We start from the raw sequence: 21,107 nt of genomic DNA, 5'->3' as shown, positions 1-21,107 counted from the left end.
TCCTTTCCGTCCGCGGCGAGCTGCCTTCGGCACGTGTCCAGGTGCTGTCCGGTCGCTCGATGATGATAGTCGCTGCACCTGACACACTTATGTGGTGCGCATCGATCTTCACTCCCATTCGGCCGCCTCCGACGGTACGGACACTCCTACCGGTCTCGTCCGGAAAGCGGCGGCAGCGGGCCTGGACGTGGTGGCCCTGACAGACCACGACACGACAGCGGGATGGGACGAGGCCGTCGGTGCTCTGCCCTCCGGCCTGCGGTTGGTCCGCGGCATGGAGATGTCGTGCACCGGTCGCGGCGAGGACGGCTTTCCTGTCGCGGTGCACCTGTTGGCGTATCTGTTCGATCCCACTGATCGGGTGTTCGGCGACGAACTCGAACGATTGCGCGGCGAGCGCGTGTCACGGTTGCGTGTGATGGCGGAGCGCATGGTGGAAGACGGACTGCCCATCGACGCGGACCGTGTCCTGGAACAGGCCGGACCGGCGGCCGGTCGCCCGCATCTGGCGCGAGCGCTCGTCGAAGCGGGGGTCGTGCCGACGATCGGAGACGCATTCACCGAATTGCTGGCGCCGAGGGGTCGCTACTACATCGACAAGAACGACACGCCGCTGGCCGAAGCGGTGAAGATGGTGGCGGCGGCCGGTGGCGTCTCGGTTGTCGCTCATGCCCGGGCTCGATCTCGCGGACGGTTGCTCGCGCTGGACCAGATCGAGGAGCTCGCCGAGGTCGGTCTCGGTGGGGTCGAGGCCGATCATCCTGACCACAGCGACGCCGATGCTCGATTGATGAGGGGCATGGCCTCGAGTCTCGGGTTGTTCGTCACCGGTTCGTCCGACTATCACGGCGACAACAAATCGGTCGGACTCGGCCGGTTCACGACGGATGGCGACGCGTTCGAGGACATGCTCGATCGTGCGCACGGCGTCGAGGTGGTCGAGGGATGAGGTCGCGGGGGCCGCGTCGCCACGACGCAGATCAGAATGAAATCTACCGTGACGGCAACTATTACGAAGACGAGTATTACGTGGACGAGTACTACTCCGGTGAGTACTACGACGACCGTGCCGATTGCGGAGCCGTTCCCGCGCGTGCGGGTTTCGTGGTGAGGGCGGCACGCGTCGTCTCGGGAATCGTGACGGGTGCCGTCCTGGTCCTCATGGCTGTGGTGTGCGGTGCCCATTATCTCGGAGGGGATCGCGATTTCCCCGGACCGGGGACCGAATCCGTGGTGGCGCACGTGGTGGCCGCCGTCGTCGCGGTGGTGGCGCAGGTGGTCGCGGATCGTCGGCGGGGGCCGATTTCGGTGTGTGCCGCAATTGTGGTGGTTTTCACTGCATCGATTCTGTTGGTCACCCAGTGGTGGGGTTGAACGCGGAAAAGCTGCGCGTTACTCGTCGGTAGCTCGGACGTAACCCCAGGAACCGCTGAGGAATCACTGAAAAATCGACCGCCGGGGTTGCAAACTCACAGGTAGGGCACGCAAATCGGTGAGAACCTTCGCAACCAACACCGATTTGATGTTTGGTCTGTGAAGGTGGCAAACTTCTGGGTGGTTCGAGGTGGTGCTACCGCCCCGCTTCGGGCAGAAGATGGCAGGTCCTGTTCGAGCTCGATGGAATACTCAGGGCCGCCGCCAGGGCCACCCTCCTAGGCGCCATCACGCTCCGGAAGTCGTACAGCGTTGTACAGCGGCAATCGTGATCGCGCCCGGAAGCTTCACCGAACCCGTCCTTGGCGAAGCTGCTGCAACTACACACGGTCGATGCATACCAATGATGTTCTGTTGCAGTTACTTCGCAGTAACCGGGACCCGACTGGTCTCGGAACATGCAGGAGTGTCATCGTGTCAATTGTGTCCGACGCAAAAACCCCTCAGAAGCTCGCGTTGACGGACGACGAGATCTTCGGAAGCCACGTCGACGGCAAGCTCTCTGTCGAGCTCACCTCGCCGCTGGACACCCAGCGCGACCTGTCCATTGCGTACACCCCGGGCGTTGCCCAGGTCAGCCGTGCGATTGCGGCCGACGCGACGCTGGCCGAGCGGTACACCTGGACCAACCGTCTCGTGGTTGTCGTTTCCGACGGCACCGCCGTTCTCGGACTCGGCGACATCGGCCCGCGCGCCTCCCTTCCGGTGATGGAGGGCAAGGCTGCGCTGTTCAAGAAGTTCGCCGGGCTCAATTCGATCCCGCTGGTCCTCGATACCAAGGATTCCGACGAAATCGTCGAAACCATCGTCCGGTTGCGCCCGAGCTTCGGTGCCGTCAACCTCGAGGACGTCTCGGCCCCGCGTTGCTTCGAGATCGAGAAGCGCCTGATCGAGGCACTCGACTGCCCGGTCATGCACGACGACCAGCACGGCACGGCCATCGTCCTCCTCGCCGCCCTCAAGGGCGCGGTGAAGGTGCAGGACCGCGACATCACCAAGCTCAGGGTCGTCATCTCCGGCGCCGGTGCAGCCGGTGTCGCGTGCGCCAACATCCTGCTCGCCGCAGGAATCGACGATGTCACGGTCCTCGATTCGAAGGGCATCATCTCGAGCGAGCGCACCGATCTGTCGGGTGTGAAGACAGATCTGGCCGAACGCACCAACCCGGCAGGCCGGCACGGCGGAATCGTCGAAGCACTCGACGGCGCCGATGTGTTCGTCGGCGTCTCCGCGGGCACCGTCCCGGAAGAGATCGTGGCGACCATGGCCGACGACGCGATCGTCTTCGCGCTGTCGAACCCCGACCCGGAGATCCACCCCGACGTCGCTTCCAAGCACGTGGCGATCGTCGCGACCGGGCGTAGCGACTTCCCGAACCAGATCAACAACGTGCTCGCCTTCCCCGGTGTGTTCAAGGGGGCGCTCGACGCGGGCGCCCGCCGTATCACCGAGGGCATGAAGCTCGCCGCCGCCGAGGCCATCCTCTCGGTCGTCGGTGATGAATTGGCTGTGGACAAGATCGTTCCGAGCCCGCTCGATCCGCGCGTCGCGCCCGCCGTCGCAGAGGCCGTTGCGGCCGCTGCGAGGGCAGAGGGTGTCGCCGACTGACGTGATCGCACCGTGCGCCCCGGCTCGAACCCGCACCAAGGTTCGGACCGGGGCGTTCGGCGTCTGCCGGGGATGCGCGACAATGGCCGCCGTGAAGATCAAGTGGATGCGGCACCGCTCACTGATCGCGGCTGTCGTGGCGGCGATGTCACTCTCGGCCGGGTGCGCATCGCCGGTCCTCGACTCTGCGGAGGTGTCCGGCCCGGTCGTGGTCGCGGCACGGGACGGTGCGGACGCCGTATTGCTTGCGCATCTCTACGCCGGGGTGCTGCGCACGACCGGTATCGAGGTGCAGGTCCGCGACGGTTTCGTCGACCGGAACGCAGCGCTCGCCGCACTCGACACCGATGACGCGACGGTGGTCCCCGACTACACGGGGCTGCTACTCCGGCACTACGACCCCGGTGTCGCTGCCACGGACGCGGAGGACGTGTTCGAGGCGCTGGCGCGTGCGCTCCCGGATGAGCTGACGATCGCCGACTACGCGTCGGCTCAGAACCGTGCGGTGCTTGCCGCCGGCGCAGACCTCATCGCGACACGGAACATCTCGAGGATCTCCGACCTCGCCGGTCACTGCACCGACCTCAACTTCGTTCTCACCCCGGAGTTCGAAGCCGCCGGCGGACTCGGGGCGCTCAGCGAACTCGGGTGCGAACCACGATCTGTCGAGCGAGCGTCCGCGGCTGCTGCGTTCGGCGCGACGTCGGACGTCGACACCGTCGCGGGACTGACCACCCTTGCGCCCGTGCTCGCAGAGAGCAGTGGAAGCGGTGTGGTTACGGTGCCCGACGCCCCGGACCGCGCGCCGATGGAGGAAGCGTCCTCCGACATGGAGAGTCCGGTGTTCGTCGCACAGAATGTGGTCCCCGTGTTCCGAAAGGCGGTCTTCGGCGAGCTTCAGCTCGACGCCCTCCGCGTCATCGCAGGTGAGCTCACCACCTCGGATCTGACCGACATGATCACCCGCGTCGCTACCGGCGAGGACGCGGCTGCGGTGGCCGACGACTGGCTGGCGGAGCACACCTGATCGCTGCGCCCGGTCGCAGGTTCACCCGGCCTGCTTCATGTGGGAGCGCAGGAACTTGCCGAAATCTGCCACGGCATCCGCGGCCTCCTTGACGAGCGAGGCCTGCAGTCCCGCAACGTGCCACAGTTCGGGCTGCTCGACCAGCGTCAGGTCCACGCCCGCGGAGCGCAGTCTGCCGGCGAACTCGACGATCTGCGGGTAGAGCACTTCTGTGGTGCCGACCTGGATCAGCGTCGGCGGCAGGCCCGTCGGATCCGCGTGCATCGGTGCGTAGCCCGGGTCGGTGGGGTCGCCGTCGCCGAGGTAGGCCTCCGCCGAGGAGTACGCCCATCGAGTGTTGACGACGACGTCGCGATCGAACGGTGCCGAGCGAGACCCCGGATCCACCCACGGCGAGAACAGGCCGATGGCGGCGGGGGTGACGCCGTGGTCGGTGCGGAGCCTGTTCGTGGTGGCGACGGTGAGACCGCCTCCGGCCGAATCCCCGGCAATGGACACGGTTTCCGGGGTCATCCCCGGCTCGGTGAGAAGCTGGAGGTAGGCCTGGACGGCGTCGTCCAGTGCGGCCGGGTACGGATGCTCCGGTGCGAGACGATAGTCCAGCGCATAGACCACCGCACCGCTGGCCGCTGCCAGATGTGCGACCAGGGATCGGTGTGTGGCCGGCGACGCGCAGGTGTATGCGCCGCCGTGGAGGTACAGCACCGCGGTGGATCGTTCGGTGGCGCCGACCGTGACCCGTTCGGCGGGGCGCCCCGCCAGCGTCGTCGTCCGGACCACTGTGCCCGACGGCAGTGTCTGGATCGGTGCGGCGGCCTCGAGCAGGCGTCGTTGCACGGGATAGGGGAGACGCGCGTTGAGTGTGAGCGCGTACAGGGGCCGGAGTGCGGCGCGGACGAGCGGCAGCGGCAGGTGAGGCATGGCGAACGCTAACCCTTCGGCAGAACGCGCGCTGTCACGAACGCGACGACACGCTGGTACGTCGGGCCGACGAGACGCACCCATCCGTCGAGCAGTTTCGCGTCGGCACCGATCAGGATCCGCGCCTTGTTCTTTCGGACGCCGTTGACAATGGTGGTGGCCGCATCCTCGGGGGTGGTGCGGGCAAGTTTACTGTCGAAGAACTGAGCGAAACTCACCTGATCGTCGCCGTCGGGTACGGCCGCGTTTCGCGCGATCGCCGTCTTGATTCCGCCTGGGTGCACGCACGTGACCTGGACGGGATGCTTCGCGACGAGCATCTCCTGCCGCAGCGACTCGGTGAACCCGCGCACCGCGAATTTTGCTGCGTTGTACGCGCTCTGGCCGGGAATGGACAGCAGCCCGAACAAGGACGACACATTGACCAGGTGCCCGTCGCCCGATGCGATCAGGTGCGGAAGAAATGCCTTGGTCCCGTTGACGACACCCCAGAAGTCGACGTCCACGACGCGCTCGAAGTCCTTGAACTCCGTCCGCTCGAACTCGCCATGGTATGCGACACCGGCGTTGTTGTAGACCTGATTGACGACACCGAAGCGCTCGACGACCTTGTCCGCGTAGTCCATCACCTTTTCGCGCTGCGTGACATCCAGGTGATCCGCAAGGACCTCGGCCCCGAGATCGCGTGCGCGACGCGCAGTTTCCTCGAGCCCGACGGTATCGACATCGGACACGGCCAGCCGGGCGCCCTTCGCCGCGAGATTCAGTGCGAGGGCACGTCCGATTCCGGAGCCGGCGCCGGTGATGACGACGACCCTGCCGGTGAATTCACTCATTTTGCTGCGACCTCTCGGGTGGTGTCGGCTTCTGCGGTCTGCGTGGGGGTGGGTGCCGGGAGATCGACGGCGGCGACGCTACGGTACGCCTCGAGATCGAATTTCTTCGTCATGCTGCGGAATTCGAAGGTGAATCCCGGCCATACCGTGGTGTTGTTGCCGTGCTTGTCGAGATACCAACTCGCGCAGCCGCCGGTGTTCCACACGCTCGATGCGAGAGCGTGCTGGAGGGTGCGGTTGTAATCGGCCTGCGCGTCTTCGCGCACCTCGACGGTGCCGATACGGTGCTGGTCGAGGGTGCGGATCGCGTCGACGAGGTAGTTGAGCTGCGATTCGATCATGTACACCATCGAAGTGTGACCGAGTCCGGTATTGGGGCCGACGAGGAAGAACATATTGGGGAATCCGGCGACGGCCGTGCCCTTGTATCCCTGCATGCCGCTCTCGTCGAACACCTCGGCGAGCGAGCGGCCGTCCTTGCCGTAGATACCGGCGAACGTGGGGGAATCGGTGACGTGGAAACCCGTCGCGACGACGATGGCATCCACTTTGCGGGTGGTGCCGTCGTCGGTGACGATGCCGTCTGCGGTCACCTCGCGGATTCCAGCGGTGACCAGGTCGACGTTCGGCCGGGCGAGCGCCGGGTAGTAGGCGTTGGAGATGAGCATGCGCTTGCAGCCGATCTTGAAGGTCGGGGTGACCTTGCGGCGCAGCACCGGGTCGGAGATCTGCCGACGGATCTGGGCGCGGGCCGCGACTTCGAGGGGCTTCATGAAAATCGGCGCCTTGGCGAGGCCGACGACCTGTGTCTCGCGGGTCAGGTATTGGACGGCGCGGGAGAGGCGCTGGAAGCCGGGCACGTAGCGGAACGCGAATCGCTCGGCCGTGGTGTACTCGCGATCGGCGCGGGGGAGGATCCACGGTGCGGTGCGCTGGTAGACATCGAGATGCGAGACCTTCCCGGCGATAGCGGGAACGATCTGGATGGCGGATGCTCCGGTCCCGATCACGGCCACTCGCTTGCCCGCGAGGTCGGCGTCGTGGTTCCAGCGCGCCGAGTGGAAGATCTCTCCCTCGAAGCTGTGGATGCCTTTTATGTCGGGCAGCGACGGCTCGCACAGCGCGCCGACCGCAGAAACGAGGATCTTCGCGCTGAATGCGCCCTTGGTGGTCTGGACATCCCACCGAAAGGTCGTGGTGTTCCACGTTGCGGACTGCACGTCGCACTCGAAGACCGTGCGGCGGCGTACGTCGTATTTGTCGGCGACGGAGGCGATGTATGCCTGGATCTCGGGCTGGGGGGAGAACGAGCGGGTCCAGCCGGGGTTGAGGGCGAAGGAGTACGAGTACAGGTTCGACGGCACGTCGCATGCGGCGCCGGGGTAGGTGTTGTCGCGCCAGGTGCCGCCCACCTCGTTGCCGCGTTCGAGTACGAGGAAGTCCTTACCCGCACGGGTGAGTTCGATAGCGGCGCCGAGTCCGGCGAATCCGCTGCCGATGATCAGCGTGTCGACCCGGCGGGGGCTCGTGTCGGCCGCGACATTGTCTGTAACCGTGAGACTCATGTAACTCAGCGTAGGCACTTGTTGAGCGCGGGTCAATAGTCTTGTTGACTCTAATTCAGTAAGACGGTTGCATGGAAGGCGTGAAAGGCACCGACACCAAACGAAGAAGGCTCGGACCGGCAGAACGCCGCGCCCAGTTGATCGACCTCGGAATGCGGATGCTCGCCGAACGCCCCCTGGACCAGATCTCCGTCGAAGACATCGCCGACGAAGCGGGAGTGTCGCGCGGACTCCTCTTCCACTACTTCTCGTCCAAGCACGAGTTCCACGTCGAACTCGTCCGTCACATCAGTCGCGACATGCTCGAATGCACCGCGCCCGACGACACCCTCGAACCCTTCGACATGCTGCGCGGCACCATCGTTTCCTATGCCGACTACGTGACCGAGCGCCGCGACACCTACGTGTCGATGCTGCGCGGAACCGCGAGTGGCGACCCGGACATGCGCGAGGTCTTCGAGCAGACCCGCACCGCCATGGTCGAGCGAACCCTTCGATACCTACCGGACATCGGGATCGAGGCCGGCCCCGCGGTCCGCCTCGCCGTACGCGGCTGGGTGGCCTTCGTCGAAGACATCACCATCGCGTGGCTCCGCGAGCCGACCATCGACCGCGACCAGTTCATCGAACTGGCGGTCGGCGCACTTCCCGCCGTCACCTACGCGGCGGTCTCGCTCGGTGAAACGGCGCGAGCCGGGTCGCTCGTCCCGAAGGACGAACCGACCCGGCTCGCATGAGAACCGTCATGCCCTGATCGAGCACGAACGGGGCTTGCTTGCCGTCCGAGTGATCAGCGCTCGAACGCCTTGTCGAGGATCTCCTGCTGTTCGACCGCGTGCACCTTGCTCGAACCCGACGACGGAGCCGACATCGCGCGACGCGACACCCGCTTCACGCCGGAGAGGTGATCGGGAAGGAGCTCGGGGAGAGCCAGGCCCAGGAACGGCCATGCACCCTGGTTGGCCGGCTCCTCCTGCACCCAGAAGAACTCGGCGGCGTTCGGGTACTTGTCGAGCGTCTCCGCGAGCCGGCGACGCGGCACCGGGTAGAGCTGCTCGACTCGGACGATCGCGATGTCGTCGCGGCCTTCCTTCTGCTTCTTCGCGAGCAGCTCCCAGTAGATCTTGCCCGAGGTCAGCAGCACGCGCGTGACCTTGGACCGATCCGCCGACTCGTTCTCGAACGGAACTTCTTCGAGGATCGAGCGGAACTTGCCCTGCGTGAAGTCCTCGACATTGCTGACCGCAGCCTTGTTACGCAGCATCGACTTCGGTGTGAAGACCACCAGCGGACGGCGGATGCCGTCGAGATGATGGCGACGCAGTAAATGGAAGTAGCTCGCCGGGGTGGACGGCACTGCCACCGTCATCGAGCCCTCGGCACACAGCTGCAGCCAACGCTCGATGCGGCCGGAGGTGTGGTCGGGACCCTGACCCTCGTGGCCGTGCGGCAGGAGCATGACGACGTCGGAGAGCTGCCCCCACTTGGCTTCACCCGACGAGATGAACTCGTCGATGATCGACTGTGCGCCGTTGACGAAGTCGCCGAACTGCGCCTCCCACAGCACCAGCGCCTCGGGGTTGCCCACCGAGTAGCCGTACTCGAAGCCCAGGCCTGCGAACTCGGTCAGCGCCGAGTCGTACACCATGAAGCGGCCACCGTTACCGGAATTCGCGGCGACCTCGGCGAGCGGGTTGTACTCGCCGCCGGTCTTGCGGTCGATGAGAACCGAATGGCGCTGCGTGAAGGTACCGCGACGCGAGTCCTGACCGGCAAGACGCACGAGCGCACCCTGCTCGGCAAGCGACCCGAAAGCGAGGAGCTCGGCGTATGCCCAGTCGATGTGACCCTCGCGGGACATCTCGCGGCGCTTCTCGATGACCGGCTTGACACGCGGGTGCACGTTGAAGCCCTCGGGCACATTTGCGAACGCGTCGCCGATCAGGTCGAGCATGCTCTGATCGACCGCCGTCTTCAGGCGAGGCGCAGGGGTCTGATCGAGTTCGACGGACTCGGACGGTTCCGGCTGGAACTTCTCGAGTTCGCGGACTTCGTTGAACACCCGCTCCAACTGGCCCTGGTAGTCGCGCAGGGCATCTTCGGCTTCCTTGAGCGAGATGTCGCCGCGGCCGATCAGGGCCTCGGTGTAGCTCTTACGGACACTGCGCTTGGTATCGATCACGTCGTACATCGCCGGCTGCGTCATCGACGGGTCGTCGCCCTCGTTGTGGCCGCGACGGCGGTAGCAGATCATGTCGATCACGACGTCCTTGTGGAACTTCTGACGGAAGTCCACGGCGAGCTGCGCAACCCACACACAGGCCTCGGGATCGTCGCCGTTCACGTGGAAGATCGGTGCGCCGATCATCTTGGCGACGTCGGTGCAGTACTCGGACGAGCGCGAGTGCTCCGGCGCGGTGGTGAAACCGACCTGGTTGTTGACGACGATGTGCACGGTGCCGCCGGTGCGGTACCCACGCAGCAGCGCGAGGTTCAGCGTTTCGGCGACCACGCCCTGGCCCGCGAACGCGGCATCACCGTGAAGAAGCAGCGGAAGCACGGTGAAGCCGGCTTCGCCCTTGTCGAGGATGTCCTGCTTCGCGCGGACGAGCCCCTCGAGGACCGGGTTGACCGCCTCGAGGTGCGACGGGTTCGCCGTGAGCGAGACCTTGATGTCGTTCTCGCCGAACATCTGGATGTAGGTGCCTTCGGCGCCCAGGTGGTACTTCACGTCGCCGGAGCCGTGGGCGGCCGACGGGTTCAGGTTGCCCTCGAACTCCGTGAAGATCTTCGAGTAGGGCTTACCGACGATGTTGGCGAGCACGTTCAGGCGACCACGGTGCGGCATGGCGATCGCGACCTCGTCGAGCTGATGCTCCGCGGCCTGATCGATGATGCTGTCCATCATCGGAATGACGGACTCGGCGCCTTCGAGCGAGAACCGCTTCTGCCCGACGTACTTGGTCTGAAGGAACGTCTCGAATGCCTCGGCGGCGTTGAGGCGGCTCAGAATGTACTTCTGCTGCGCGACCGTCGGCTTGACGTGGTGCGCCTCGACCCGCTCCTGCAGCCACTGCTGCTGCTCGGGCTCGAGGATGTGCGTGTACTCGATGCCGATGTGGCGGCAGTATGCGTCGCGCAGCACCGACAGCACATCGCGCAGCTTCATACGCTGCTGGCCGTGGAAACCGCCGACGTTGAACTCACGGTCGAGATCCCACAGGGTCAGGTCGTGAGTCGTGACGTCGAGGTCGGGATGCGAACGGAACTTGTCGCGGACGAACTGCAGCGGATCGGTGTCGGCCATCAGGTGACCGCGGTTGCGGTACGCCGCGATCAGCTCGAGCACACGGGTGTGCTTGTCGACGAGACCTTCCGGCACGTCCTTGCGCCAGCGAACCGGCTCGTAAGGAATGTGCAGCGTATGGAAGATCTCGTCGTAGAACTCGTCGGAGATCAGCAGCTGATGGATCTGGCGGAGGAATTCGCCCGACTCGGCGCCCTGGATGACGCGGTGGTCGTACGTCGAGGTCAGGGTCAGCAGCTTGCCGATGCCCATTTCTGCGATGCGCTCATCGGACGCGCCCTGGAACTCGGCGGGGTACTCCATCGCACCGGCACCGATGATCGCGCCCTGGCCGTTCATCAGGCGCGGAACCGAGTGCACGGTACCGATGCCGCCCGGGTTGGTCAGCGAGATCGTGACACCGGAGAAGTCCTCACCGGTGAGCTTGCCGTCGCGGGCGCGCCGGACGATGTCCTCGTATGCCGAGTAGAACTGCGCGAAGTTCATCGTCTCGCAGTTGCGGATAGCAGCGACGACGAGCGAACGCTGCCCGTTCTTGCCGGGCAGATCGATGGCGAGGCCGAGATTGGTGTGCGCAGGCGTGACGAGGTTCGGTTTGCCGTCGATCTCGGCGTAGTGGTTGTTCATGTTCGGGTACGCCTGGATCGCCTGGACGATCGCGTAGCCGAGCAAGTGGGTGAACGACACCTTGCCGCCGCGCGTACGCGCGAGGTGGTTGTTGATGACGATCCGGTTGTCGAACATCAGCTTCGCCGGGACGGCGCGAACGCTGGTGGCCGTGGGGATCGACAGAGAGGCGTTCATGTTTTTCGCGACCGCACCGGCAGCACCGCGGAGGACCTTCTTCTCCTCGGTCGCGGGAGCAGCGGAAGGTGCGGCAGCAGCCTTGGGTGCGGGCTTTGCTGCGGCAGGCTTGGCAGCCGGGGCTGCAGGCGCGGCCTTGGGCGCTGCGGCCTTGGGTGCTGCGGTCTTGGGAGCGGAGCCGGCCGAAGCAGTCGTGGCGGGTGCGGACTTCACCGAAGCGGGCTTCTCGGGTGCCGTGACGTCGGAGCCGTTAACACCTCCTGCAACCGCTGCCTCCGGCGAGTAATCGGTCAGGAACTCGTGCCAGCTCGCATCCACGGACGACGGATCGTCCTGAAAACGCTGGTACATCTCGTCAACCAACCACTGGTTCTGTCCGAACTGTGATGTAGAGCTGCTGCTCACGGCAGTTGTTCGCCTCGTTTCTTTCTTCGGTACCCGATCGGAGCGCCTGTGGTTATGAGGCTAGCGCTTGGCATGTGACGATTCGAACCGATCGTTCATGCGCGAGAGCCACCTCACAATCTCGAGTCGACGGGGTCTCCATCGATGACGGTTCTCGCCCGCCGATTATTCCCTGTTACGTGCATCGCCGCAGCACTGGCCCCGTTACAAATGCGAGCTGTGAGGGCTCGCAACCGGTTCGACCTTCTGCCCGGGCGTGTCGGTTGTTGCGTCAGGGACATCGGGGACGAGCGCTCCTGTCGCGAGCCGCCACAATGTGGTGTACAGACCACCCGCCCGATGCAGCGTCTCGTGCGGGCCGCTCTCGACCACTGCGCCACCGTCGACCACCACCACCAGATCGGCGTGAGCCGCGGTCGCCAGTCGGTGCGCGACGATCACCGCCGTCCGTGACCGGGCAAGCGAAGCACCGGCGTCGAGCACGGCCTGCTCGGTAGCCGGATCCAAAGTGGCGGTCGCTTCGTCGAGCAACAGCAGATCGGGGTCGACGAGTTCGGCCCGGGCCAACGCGATCAATTGACGCTGACCGGCCGACAGACCCTGTCCACGCTCACCGACCGGATGCAGCATCCCTCGGTCGAGTCCGGCGATCATGTCGAGGGCGCCTACCGCGCGTGCTGCGGATTCGATGGCGGAGCGGTCGGCGTCGGGTCGGCCGTACGCGATGTTGCTCGCCACCGTCCCGGTGAACAGATGTGCCTCCTGCGGCACGACGCCGAGCCGGCCCCGATACTCGGGTAGCCGGTAGTCGCGCAGATCCGTCCCGTCGACCCGCACCGAGCCGGACGTGGGGTCGTAGAAGCGGGCGAGCAGTTTGACGATCGTCGACTTCCCGGCGCCGGTGCGTCCGACCAAGGCGACAGTCGATCCCGGAGGGAATCTCAGGTCGACGTCGGCAAGCGCGTCGGTGTCGGCACCGCTGTACCGGAACCCCACGCTGTCGAGATGAACGTCGCCGCGCAGATGCCCGGATACCTCGACGGTGCCCGCCGGGCCGGACTCGAGGGAACTCTCGGTGGCCAGCAGATCGCCGATCCGTCGCAACCCGACGCGTGCCTGCTGGTAGCCGTCGAAAACCTGCGACAACTGCTGGATGGGCCCGAACAGCAGGTTGAGGTACAGGACGAACGCGATCAGGACCCCCGCGGTCGTGGCACCGGACGAGACCTCGCGGGCACCCACGAACACGACGGCCGCCAACGCCAGATCCGACAGAAACGTGATGAACGGGAAGAACAGGGAGATCGCCCGCTGCGAACGCATACGGCTGCGGCGGTACGCGTCGGCGCGCTGCGCGAACCGGCGTGCCGAGGTCTCCTCGCGACGGTACGCCTGCGCTGCACGCAGACCCGTGATGTTCTCCTGGAAATCCGCGTTGACCAGGGATATTCGTTCCCGCGATATCGCGTAGGCCGCACCCGAGATCTTCCGGAACCAGAGCGTGGCCGCCACCAGCACCGGGATGACGCCGAGCACCACCAGCGCGAGCGTGACGTCCGTGACCAGCAAGGCCACCGAGATGCCCAGGAGTGTCAGCACGCTCACCACCGCGGTCGACAGTCCCGTCTGGATGAACTGCGACAGCGCGTCGACGTCGGTCGTCATCCGGGTCATGATCCGGCCCGACAGTTCGCGCTCGTAGTAGTCGAGGCCCAGTCGCTGCAGGTGGGCGTAGCTGCGTACCCGCAACCCGAACAGCACTCGTTCCCCGGCGCGGGCGGTGAGCACTGTCAGGACGGCAACCGTGGCCCACCCGAGCAGTGCGAGTGCCACTCCCACCGCGGCCGCGAACCACAGCATGCCGGGATCGCCCGGCGTGACGCCGCGGTCGACGGCGAACCGCACGATCGACGGAACCGCGATGTTGATCGCGGACTCCACGGCAAGGCACACGATCACCGCAGCGAGCAGCCAGCGTACGGGGCGCAGCGTACGTAGCAGCCGGAACTGCGGGTCGGGTCTGCGTAGCGCACGTGACTGCAGGTCGGGATCTGCGCCGGGTTGCTCCGTGGCCGGTGGCAATGCGGCCACGGCTGCGCGGAGTTCGGGGGTGGGCGCGACCGCGCCGAGCGCGCCGCTCATGGGGCCGCCCCCGCCGCGGCCACCACCGGGTCCACCACCGGGGCCGCGGCTCGCGGGGGTGGCCGCAGCCTGCCTGCTCGGCGACTCGTCGTCGGACGAGGTCTCCGTCTCGGGCCACAGTGCGTGCACGCCTGGGGACACCGCCCGCTCGGGTGACGTCGCTCGCTCGGGGTCGACATCCGGTGCCACACCCGACAGCAAGCGGCGGAACACCGGACTGCGCCGATCGAGTTCGTCGACGGTCCCGATATCGACGATCCTGCCGCCGTCGAGCACCGCGACACGATCGGCGAGCGTCAGCGTCGAGCGGCGGTGCGCGAGCACCAGGGTCGTGCGGTCGGGTTGCTCGCGGAGCGCCGCGTAGATCGCGGCCTCGGTCTCGGCATCCACCGCGGATGTCGCATCGTCGAGGATCAGCACCCGGGGAGCCAGCAGCAGCGCCCTGGCCAGCGCGACACGCTGCCGTTGCCCACCCGAGAGTGTGAGACCGCGTTCGCCGACGACGGTGTCGTACCCGTCCGGCAGGGAGTCGATGAACTCGTCGGCGCGTGCCGCGACCGCCGCAGCGCGGATCTCCGCGTCGGTGGCATCGGGCCTGCCCAGCGCAATATTCGTCGCGATGGAGTCCGAGAACAGGAACGGCTCGTCGAACACGAGGCTCACCGCTTCACGTAGCCGGTCGGCGCGTAGGGCGGCCACATCGATGTCGCTACCGTCGGACGTCAGGCATACCGTGCCCGCCGACGGCGCGTAGAAGCGCGGTGCGAGCAGCGACAGGGCGGTCTTGCCGGACCCGGCGGGCCCCACGATCGCGATGGTCTCGCCGGGCAGCACCTCGAGGTCCATCCCATCCAGCACATCTCGACCCTCGCCGAAACCGAAGGTCACGTTGCGGAACGCGAGCCCGAGTGGTCCGTCGGGCAGTGACACGGGACGCGCAGGATCGGCGACGTCGGGTTCGGTGTCGATCACCTCGTACACCCGCTCGACCGCGGCGCGTGACAGCTGCGCCATGATCACGACCTGAGCCAGCGTGCGGGTCGTCGCGCTCATCGTCGCGACGTACGCGGTGAACGCGACGAAGGTGCCGACCGTGATCGTGCCGTTCAAGGTGAGCCAGCCGCCGAGCGCGATCGTCGCGACCAGACCGAGTTGCGGGATCGCACCCATCGGCGCGGCGAACCGCGCGTTGATCCGGGCTGCCCGCATGCGCTCGGAGTACAGGATCCGGCCGTGTTCTTCGAGCTGGTCGACGGCGCGGTCCTCCTGACCGAAGCCCTTGACCACCCGGACGCCGGTGACGGTTTCCTCGACGTGCTGCGCGAGGTCGGCGGCACGCTGCTGCGCCGACCACGTCGCGGCGAACACCTTCGGGCGGACCACGCGCACGATGGTCACGATGACGGGCACGGTGGCGACGGCGATCAGCGTGAGCAGCGGCGAGAGCGACGTCATGATCACCAGGGCCAGCGCGAGCTGCAGCAAGGCACCCGCCGACATCGGGGCCATGGCGAGCAGACCCTGGATGAGCTGAAGGTCGGTGATCGAACGCGAGACCACCTGCCCGGTGCGGATTCGGTCCTGGCCGTGGCCGTCGAGGCGTTGCAGCGATCCGAGCAGGCGTAGCCGCAGGTCGTGTTGGACGTCCAGGGAGAGCCTGCCCGCCAGCATCCGCCGTCCGTACTGGCATCCGAATCGGACTGCTGCACCCAGCGCGATTGCGGCGGCCGCGAGCCCGATCAGGTTCGGGACCGACGGGAATTCGGTGGCCTCACCGGTGGCACTGTCGAGTGCGAGCTTGGTGAGCAATGGAAACGCGATATCGATCAGGGCGGCGATCGCCGTGAGCGCGAGTGCTCCGACCGCTGTTCGGCGGTGACGCATGCACTCCGCGCCCAGGCGACGGACCCAACCCTGATCGTGTGTGTCGTGTGGCATTTCTCCCGACACTAGCGCCGGCGTACGACAGCGCCGCTCAGGTGAGATCGCGACTACGAGTGCGCCACCAGCCGAGCCCGCAGATCAACGCGGTCCAGAAGATCAGGACGAGCGGAGCCAGCGGCCAGGCCACCGGCATCTCGGCCTCGCCGGACAGGTCCACGGCACCGAAGAGGGTGTACCAGGTGATCTGACCCGGAAGGAACTGCGCGACGCCGCCCAGACCCATGCCGTGGAGCACGAGGGAGACGGTCAGCTCACCGAACGGGACCCACGCACAGACCGCGAGGACACTGCCCACCATCGAGCCGGTGAGCAATCCCAGACCTGAACCGATGAGCGCCCACAACACCGCGCAGAGCAACCCGGAGCCGAGGACACTCGCGATGCTGCCCAGGTCGGAGTCCGAGAAGCCGCCGCCGAACATGAGGATTGTCAGTGCCGACACGACCTCGGCGATCACGCAGTACAGGAGCCCGAACAATGCTGCGGTCGTGTACTTCGAGGCGATCACCAGGTCGCGCCCGCGGGTGGTGAGGAAGGTGGTGATCACGGTGCGGTGCTGAAATTCACCACCGGAGTTGACGACCCCGAACAGCGCGGCGAACAGGAATACCAGGGCGAGGGCGAACGAGATCCCCACCGCGGCTGCGGCGGCCTCGGCGAACCCGGGTCCGAGGATGTCCTCGACCTGACGCATCACCGGGAGCGTGAGTGCACCGCAGAACACTCCCACCACCAGCGGTGCGATACCCAGAATCCACCAATACCGCAGGCCGAGCGCCTTGCGGAACTCGGCTGTCAACAATGCGGTCACGAGTGTCCTCCCGGTCCGGTCGGTGGATGCTGTATCGGCGGTCCGCCTTGGAAGTTCTGGCCGCCGGGAGGCGCGGCCATGTACTGACCGGACGTCATGGCGAGGAAGACCTGCTCGAGGTCGACATGCTCGACGCTCGTGCCGAACAGCGTGACGCCGTGCCCACTCGTCAGAGCGGCGATGCGTTCGGGTTCGACCCCCACGACGGCCAGCCGGCCGTCGGGCTGGATCTGCGCATCGGTGAAACCGGCCGCCGCGAGTGCCGTCGCCAGCGTCACGGGATCGGAGACCGCGACGAGTACGCGCGACCGGTAGGCGTTGCGAAGATCCGCCATGCTGCTCTGCATCACGAGCGATCCGCGGCTGATGATCACGAGGTGGTCCGCCATCTGCTCGACCTCCCGCAGAATGTGGCTCGAGATCAGGACGGTGCCGCCCTTCCTCGCGAACGTCACGAGAAAATCGCGAAGCCACGCCATTCCTTCGGGGTCGAGACCGTTGGCAGGTTCGTCGAGAACCAGGTAGCGCGGCTGGCCGAGGAGTGCGGTCGCCAATGCGAGCCTCTGGCGCATTCCGAGCGAGAACTCACCGACCCGCTGCCGTGCTACGGAGGTCAACCCGACGAGGTCGAGCATCCGGGCTGCCCGTTCGTCGGGGACACCCATCGCCGCGCAGTACGCCTTCAGATGTGTCATTGCGGTGTGCTTCGGATGCGCACTGCGCGCATCGAGCACCGCACCCACGATCTGAGCGGGCTGTTCGAGCCGGTCGAACGGCACACCGTCGATGTACGCTGCGCCGGCGGTGGGCCTCACCAGCCCCGTCAGCATGCTCAGGGTCGTCGTCTTGCCCGAGCCGTTCGGGCCGAGAAATCCGGTGATGGACCCCCGGGGAACAGCGAAACTCAGGTTCGACACGGCGGTGACATTGCGGAAGGTCTTGGTCAGGCCGTCCACCACGATCCCGGGAGGAGGCCCGCTCGCCTGGGCGGTGAAGTGAGGCTGCCGGTGCGGCGTGTTCGCCGACGATGCTGTCACAGAAATGTTCCCCCGGTTACCTCTCGCGATTGTGTCGTCGCGAGCATACGTGCAGGGAGTGTGGTCGCGAGTACGTCAGGTTGCCGACTGCGGTGCCGGGTGGGACGGCAGCGCGCTCTGCTCGGCAGGCCACGACGCGGGAGGTGCTCCGAAGGCCTCACGGGCGTTGATGATCGTGCGCTTGCCGATCGTCCGGTTGCCTGCACCACCGATCGCAGCCCCGATACCGGCGGGCACGAGTTTGCCGAGGAGAAGCGCTCCCCGCTTGGCCGCGTACTTGCGGACGAATTTCTTCACGAGAGTGTTGTTCATCAGCTTGAGTTGTTTGCCGCCCACCTGGCCCGTCAGCGCCTTCGGCCAGTTCTTCAGCGACGTTCCGGTGGCCGCAGCGACGATCTCCTTGCCGGAATCACCGAGGGCGACCGCGAGCACCAGCGCGCGGCGCTGGTTGTGGTCGTGGGGTTCGATTCCGTGCACCGCCGCGACAGCGAGGGTGAGCAGCGCTGAGGCTTCGAGGAAGAACACCGACTCCGCGCCGATCGCGCCTATGGCCGCGATCGTGCCGATACCGGGGAAGGCGGCGGTCGCGCCCGCTGCGGCACCACTTCCCGTGATGGTGTTGAGGAACTGCTTCTCGAGCCGCGCAATGATCTGCGCGGGAGACTCGTCGGGATGCGCGCGACGCAGCAAATCGACGTACTTCGCCACGGCGGGGCCTTGCAACCGGCTGCCGTTGTCGAGCAGCGTGATGAGCGCACGTTCGATCGTGCCCCCCGCCGGGGAATCGCCGTTCTTGTCGACGGCGCCGCGCTTTCCAATCATCTTGATCCTTGTCGTGTGTCCGTCGGTGGCTACCCTGGAGTTCGTGGCCCGGTCGTCAACTGTTGTCGGCATTTCCGAGGGCGCCCGGCGGCGGCCTGCTCCGTTGCTGCAACCCTACGTGCGTTGGTACGAAGGATATCGGCTGGCGGGATTTCCACCTGCGCATCATCTGGGCTTGTCGTCGCCGGATCTCACCGTCGTCCTCAGCCTCGACCGTCCCGTCGACATCACCAGGGCAGCCGCGCCCGGCCAGTCACCGGGCCGGTTCACCGCATTGGCGAGCGGTCTGGCCACGTCGGCGGTGACGATCGCGCATGACGGCAACCAGCACGGGATCCAGCTCGCGCTGACGCCCGCAGGAGCCCGCGCCCTGCTCGGGGTTCCGACATCGGCACTCGGTGCGTGGGTGGTCGACCTCGAGGATCTGCTGGGTCCCGACGCGCGGGAACTGCACGAGCGGATCGCCGCGACACCCCGGTGGCCGGAACGCTTCGCGATCCTCGACCGCATCCTCACCCGACGACTGGCCGGTGCCGACGGTGCCGCGGAGATGGATGCGCGTGTGGCGCACGCCTGGCACCAGCTCGTCACCCACCCCGGCGCCGCGGTACGAGAGGTGGCCGACGAAGTCGGATGGAGCCGCCGCTATCTCACTGCGCGCTTCACAGCGGAACTGGGTGTCACGCCGAAAGAATCCGCGCGTATCGCCAGATTCGACCGATCGAAGGCGATGTTGCGCAGGCCCGAAGTGCGTCTGCCGGATGTGGCAGTTCGCTGCGGGTTCTACGACCAGGCCCACCTCGCCCGCGAATGGCGTGAGTTCGCGGGTGTCCCGCCGTCGCGCTGGAGGCAGGACGAGGTGTTCCCATTCGTCCAAGACTCCGACGTCCCTCCCGGAGAAGACTCTGTCCCATGACCAATACAGCAGCAGACCCATATCGCACCGATACCGGAACCCACGCCCCGAACGTATGGCCGTGTCTGGCGTACACCGACGCGAGAGCCGCGATCGGCTTCCTCGTCGACATCCTCGGTTTCACCGAATCCGCCTGCTACGGGGAAGGCAGCACCGTGGACCACGCAGAGTTGACGTGGCCTTACGGCGGCGGAGTCATGCTCGGCTCCGCCGGCCGCGACACCCCCCTCGACCAACACGCCGACACGGGATCGGTGTATCTCGTCGTGCCCGACCACGCCGTCGCCGACGCTCTCTACGACAAGGTCCGCGCCTCCGCCGCGACCATCACCGTGGAATTGCGCGACGAGGACTACGGTTCACACGGTTTCTCGTGCCGCGACCCGCAGGGTGTGAACTGGAGCATCGGTACCTACGCAGGGCACGGATTCGGCGACTGACGGATCACAGTGGAGTGTGATCGGAAGGCACGGTCTCCTCTGCACGCGGCGGGGGAGGCGGTGTGCCGTCGCCGAACGGCCGGCCGCCGAGCGCTTCCCGGCCGTGCGGCGTCAGCCAGCCCGACAGGTCGGGCCCCTTCGGCACGATCTGTGTGGGATTGATATCGGTGTGCACGATGTAATAGTGCTGCTTGATCTGCACGAAATCTGTCGTGTCGCCGAACCCGGGCGTCTGGAACAGGTCGCGCGCGTAGCCCCACAGCGAAGGAAACGCGGTGAGCGGATTCCGGTTGCACTTGAAATGGCCGTGATAGACCGGATCGAACCGCGCGAGAGTTGTGAACAAGCGGACGTCGGCCTCGGTGATCGTGTCGCCCACCAGGTAGCGCTGGTCGGTGAGCCGCTCCTCCAGCCAATCGAGCCGGGCGAACAACCGGTCGAACGCGGCGTCGTACTTGTCCTGTGAACCGGCGAATCCGCACCGGTAGACGCCGTTGTTGACATCGCGGTACACAAGTTCGGCGACCTCGTCGATCTCGCTCCGCAGCGATTCCGGGTACAGGTCCGGTGCACCGTCGCGGTGGAACGCGGTCCACTCGGTCGAGAAGTCCAGTGTGATCTGCGCGTAGTCGTTCGTCACGACCTTCCCGGTCGGTACGTCGACGATGGCGGGCACGGTGATGCCTCGGGGGTAGTCGGGCTGCCGCGCGAAATACGCGTCCTGGAGGCGTTCGATACCCAGTACCGGGTCGACACCGCCGGGATCGAGGTCGAAGGTCCAGCTGCGCTGGTCGTGGGTCGGGCCGCACAACCCCAGCGACAGCGCGTCCTCCAGCCCGAGCAGTCGTCGCACGATCAACGTGCGGTTGGCCCACGGACAGGCACGTGCCGCAACAAGACGGTAGCGGCCCGCTTCGACCGGGTATCCGTCGCGGCCGTCGGCGGTGATCCGTGTCGAGATGTAGTTGGTGTCGCGGGTGAACTCGGCACCCGGCTCGACGTAGCCGGCCTGCGTCGAGGATGTGTTGTCTGTGGGCTTGCTGGTCATGACACTCCCTGGAATCAAATGGGTCGCCGGGTCCGAACCG

The 21,107-nt window shown here is 66.3% G+C and carries 16 protein-coding genes; 7 read left to right on the top strand and 9 right to left on the bottom strand.

The window, feature by feature from the left end; all coding sequences use genetic code 11:
• The first annotated feature begins 94 nt into the window (after positions 1–94).
• From HCA61_RS07685 to HCA61_RS07670, 4 genes are all read left to right on the top strand, one after another.
• Positions 95–949, top strand: a complete 855-nt coding sequence (locus HCA61_RS07685; protein WP_169687585.1) for a PHP domain-containing protein — start codon at positions 95–97, stop codon at positions 947–949.
• The gene (locus HCA61_RS25980) at positions 946–1,374 is read left to right on the top strand and encodes a hypothetical protein (protein ID WP_206039784.1); all 429 of its coding nucleotides are present in this window, start codon (positions 946–948) and stop codon (positions 1,372–1,374) included. The genes HCA61_RS07685 and HCA61_RS25980 overlap by 4 nt, the downstream gene beginning before the upstream one ends.
• Before the next feature lie 474 nt (positions 1,375–1,848).
• The gene (locus HCA61_RS07675; RefSeq protein ID WP_169687584.1) at positions 1,849–3,042 is read left to right on the top strand and encodes an NADP-dependent malic enzyme; all 1,194 of its coding nucleotides are present in this window, start codon (positions 1,849–1,851) and stop codon (positions 3,040–3,042) included.
• A gap of 91 nt (positions 3,043–3,133) precedes the next feature.
• Positions 3,134–4,069, top strand: a complete 936-nt coding sequence (locus HCA61_RS07670) for a glycine betaine ABC transporter substrate-binding protein (RefSeq protein ID WP_346777513.1) — start codon at positions 3,134–3,136, stop codon at positions 4,067–4,069.
• A 21-nt stretch (positions 4,070–4,090) separates the two neighbouring features.
• Here the strand turns inward: HCA61_RS07670 and HCA61_RS07665 are convergent, their stop codons facing one another.
• The 3 genes from HCA61_RS07665 to HCA61_RS07655 are packed head-to-tail and all read right to left on the bottom strand — an operon-like array spanning position 4,091 to position 7,391.
• Positions 4,091–4,990: an alpha/beta hydrolase gene (locus tag HCA61_RS07665; RefSeq protein ID WP_169687583.1), complete on the bottom strand. Its 900-nt coding sequence runs from the start codon at positions 4,988–4,990 to the stop codon at positions 4,091–4,093.
• 8 nt (positions 4,991–4,998) lie between these two features.
• Positions 4,999–5,826, bottom strand: a complete 828-nt coding sequence (locus tag HCA61_RS07660; RefSeq protein WP_169687582.1) for an SDR family NAD(P)-dependent oxidoreductase — start codon at positions 5,824–5,826, stop codon at positions 4,999–5,001.
• The gene (locus tag HCA61_RS07655) at positions 5,823–7,391 is read right to left on the bottom strand and encodes an NAD(P)/FAD-dependent oxidoreductase (protein ID WP_169687581.1); all 1,569 of its coding nucleotides are present in this window, start codon (positions 7,389–7,391) and stop codon (positions 5,823–5,825) included. The genes HCA61_RS07660 and HCA61_RS07655 overlap by 4 nt, the downstream gene beginning before the upstream one ends.
• 80 nt (positions 7,392–7,471) lie before the next feature.
• Between HCA61_RS07655 and HCA61_RS07650 the strand changes: the two genes are divergently transcribed.
• Complete coding sequence (locus HCA61_RS07650; RefSeq protein ID WP_247272967.1) at positions 7,472–8,128, top strand: TetR/AcrR family transcriptional regulator; 657 nt, start codon at positions 7,472–7,474, stop codon at positions 8,126–8,128.
• A gap of 53 nt (positions 8,129–8,181) precedes the next feature.
• Here the strand turns inward: HCA61_RS07650 and HCA61_RS07645 are convergent, their stop codons facing one another.
• The 5 genes from HCA61_RS07645 to HCA61_RS07625 all read right to left on the bottom strand — a co-directional run bounded on the left by HCA61_RS07645 (position 8,182) and on the right by HCA61_RS07625 (position 18,606).
• On the bottom strand, positions 8,182–11,907 hold the full coding sequence (locus HCA61_RS07645) for a multifunctional oxoglutarate decarboxylase/oxoglutarate dehydrogenase thiamine pyrophosphate-binding subunit/dihydrolipoyllysine-residue succinyltransferase subunit (protein ID WP_169687579.1): 3,726 nt from the start codon (positions 11,905–11,907) through the stop codon (positions 8,182–8,184).
• Positions 11,908–12,111: 204 nt separating this feature from the next.
• On the bottom strand, positions 12,112–15,987 hold the full coding sequence (locus HCA61_RS07640) for an ABC transporter ATP-binding protein (protein ID WP_169687578.1): 3,876 nt from the start codon (positions 15,985–15,987) through the stop codon (positions 12,112–12,114).
• Positions 15,988–16,024: 37 nt separating this feature from the next.
• On the bottom strand, positions 16,025–16,804 hold the full coding sequence (locus HCA61_RS07635) for an ABC transporter permease (RefSeq protein ID WP_169687577.1): 780 nt from the start codon (positions 16,802–16,804) through the stop codon (positions 16,025–16,027).
• Positions 16,801–17,760 (bottom strand): ATP-binding cassette domain-containing protein, encoded by a 960-nt coding sequence (locus tag HCA61_RS07630; RefSeq protein ID WP_346777531.1) that lies wholly within the window; start codon positions 17,758–17,760, stop codon positions 16,801–16,803. Before HCA61_RS07630 ends, HCA61_RS07635 begins: the two co-directional genes overlap by 4 nt.
• A gap of 156 nt (positions 17,761–17,916) precedes the next feature.
• On the bottom strand, positions 17,917–18,606 hold the full coding sequence (locus HCA61_RS07625) for a hypothetical protein (RefSeq protein WP_169687953.1): 690 nt from the start codon (positions 18,604–18,606) through the stop codon (positions 17,917–17,919).
• Between the two features lie 100 nt (positions 18,607–18,706).
• Here HCA61_RS07625 and HCA61_RS07620 point away from each other — a divergent pair, with 100 nt between their 5' ends.
• Together HCA61_RS07620 and HCA61_RS07615 are read left to right on the top strand one after the other, a co-directional pair.
• Positions 18,707–19,579: an AraC family transcriptional regulator gene (locus HCA61_RS07620; protein WP_346777512.1), complete on the top strand. Its 873-nt coding sequence runs from the start codon at positions 18,707–18,709 to the stop codon at positions 19,577–19,579.
• Complete coding sequence (locus HCA61_RS07615) at positions 19,576–20,019, top strand: VOC family protein (RefSeq protein ID WP_169687575.1); 444 nt, start codon at positions 19,576–19,578, stop codon at positions 20,017–20,019. Before HCA61_RS07620 ends, HCA61_RS07615 begins: the two co-directional genes overlap by 4 nt.
• A 4-nt stretch (positions 20,020–20,023) precedes the next feature.
• On the opposite strand, the gene HCA61_RS07610 is transcribed toward HCA61_RS07615, so the two are convergent.
• A complete protein-coding gene (locus HCA61_RS07610) occupies positions 20,024–21,067 on the bottom strand; it encodes a glutathione S-transferase C-terminal domain-containing protein (RefSeq protein ID WP_169687574.1) in 1,044 nt (347 codons plus the stop codon).
• Positions 21,068–21,107: the final 40 nt, after the last annotated feature.

The organism is Rhodococcus sp. HNM0563, from assembly GCF_012726195.1.
Lineage (GTDB): Bacteria > Actinomycetota > Actinomycetes > Mycobacteriales > Mycobacteriaceae > Rhodococcus.
The sequence above is the reverse complement of the archived record's forward strand: the minus strand, read 5'-3'. Positions and strand labels throughout refer to the sequence as shown.

Excerpts from the sequence above, each read along its gene's own strand:
- HCA61_RS25980 (WP_206039784.1), top strand. The coding sequence starts at position 946 with ATGAGGTCGCGGGGGCCGCGTCGCCACGACGCAGATCAGAATGAAATC.
- HCA61_RS07665 (WP_169687583.1), bottom strand. The coding sequence starts at position 4,990 with ATGCCTCACCTGCCGCTGCCGCTCGTCCGCGCCGCACTCCGGCCCCTG.
- HCA61_RS07660 (WP_169687582.1), bottom strand. The coding sequence starts at position 5,826 with ATGAGTGAATTCACCGGCAGGGTCGTCGTCATCACCGGCGCCGGCTCC.
- HCA61_RS07655 (WP_169687581.1), bottom strand. The coding sequence starts at position 7,391 with ATGAGTCTCACGGTTACAGACAATGTCGCGGCCGACACGAGCCCCCGC.
- HCA61_RS07640 (WP_169687578.1), bottom strand. The coding sequence starts at position 15,987 with ATGCCACACGACACACACGATCAGGGTTGGGTCCGTCGCCTGGGCGCG.
- HCA61_RS07615 (WP_169687575.1), top strand. The coding sequence starts at position 19,576 with ATGACCAATACAGCAGCAGACCCATATCGCACCGATACCGGAACCCAC.
- HCA61_RS07610 (WP_169687574.1), bottom strand. The coding sequence starts at position 21,067 with ATGACCAGCAAGCCCACAGACAACACATCCTCGACGCAGGCCGGCTAC.